This window comes from Rhizobium giardinii bv. giardinii H152 (assembly GCF_000379605.1).
GTDB classification, from domain to species: Bacteria; Pseudomonadota; Alphaproteobacteria; order Rhizobiales; family Rhizobiaceae; genus Pararhizobium; species Pararhizobium giardinii.
In genome coordinates this window covers 1-1,119 of the sequence record NZ_KB902643.1, presented here as the reverse complement: position 1 = coordinate 1,119, position 1,119 = coordinate 1, and the positions used below count along the sequence as shown (strand labels likewise).

The following is a 1,119-nucleotide window of genomic DNA, read 5'->3' as shown; positions in this document are numbered from 1 at the left end:
GGACTGATCCAGCCGCCATTGCCATAGCTCGCGCCGGCCTCGCTGCCCGGGGGGTGGCCGTCGCAAAGCACGACGTCCCAGCCGTCATTCGCCAGGTTCAGCGCGGTGACGGCGCCGATGATGCCCGCCCCGACCACGATTACTTTGCCTGTCATTGCCGTTTCGCCCTCATCCTTAGGAAAGTCCGCCATGGAAATGGCTGAGGAATTCCCGCGTTGCCGCTTCTCGAGGTTCGTTGATGACCTGGCGTGCATCACCGGATTCGACCACAAAGCCGTCCTGCATGAAGATGACCGTGTCCGCGACGTCGCGGGCGAAGGCCATTTCATGGGTGACAAGGATCATCGTCATGCCCTGCTCGGCAAGGTTTCGGATGACGGCCAGAACTTCGCCCACCAGCGCCGGATCGAGCGCCGAGGTGGCCTCGTCGAAGAGCATCACCTCTGGCTTCATTGCCAGCGCGCGGGCGATTGCCACACGCTGCTTCTGTCCGCCCGAAAGCTGCTCGGGACGCGCGTCGGCACGGGCGGCGAGACCCACTTTAGCCAGAAGCTCCAGTGCATGCGACCGCGCGGCGTCTTTGCCCTGTTTCAGCACAGTCACCGGCCCAATCATCACGTTGTCGATAACGCTCATGTGCGGGAAGAGGTTGAAGTTCTGGAAGACCATGCCTGTATTGGCACGGAAGGCAGCAAGATCCTTGTCCCGCAGGGCGAACCGGCCCGCAGAAAAATCCATCTTCTGGCCGCCGATGGCGATGCACCCAGCATCAGGGTCGACTTGCCCGAGCCACTCGGCCCAATCACTGCGACGACATGACCGCGTGGAACGGAGAGGCTGATGTCCTTCAGAACCTCCAGCGGACCAAAGGACTTCTTAAGACCTATGACCTCGATCATCGATTCGGTATGTGGCGCGTCATGCGCGTCGCTCGTGGGTTGCGCCCTGGTGATCATGCCCTGCGGTCCTCCAGCCAGTGTGCCAGGCGCGTCATGGGGAACAGGACGGCCAGATAGATGAGCGCAATCAAAGTGTAGGTTTCCAGTGGCCTATAGGTGGCTGACGTCACCAGCTGGCCCTGGTAAAGCAAGTCGGGCACGGCGAGCACCGACAGCAGGG

The 1,119-nt window shown here is 61.8% G+C and carries 1 protein-coding gene and 1 pseudogene; both read right to left on the bottom strand.

Annotation, left to right across the window (positions count from 1 at the left end; all coding sequences use genetic code 11):
• Positions 1-155 (bottom strand): FAD-dependent oxidoreductase (locus A3AY_RS37785; protein WP_154663289.1); only part of this gene is annotated, 155 nt, incomplete at its 3' end.
• Between the two features lie 19 nt (positions 156-174).
• Positions 175-899 (bottom strand): annotated as a pseudogene (locus A3AY_RS35200) (amino acid ABC transporter ATP-binding protein).
• Positions 900-1,119: the final 220 nt, after the last annotated feature.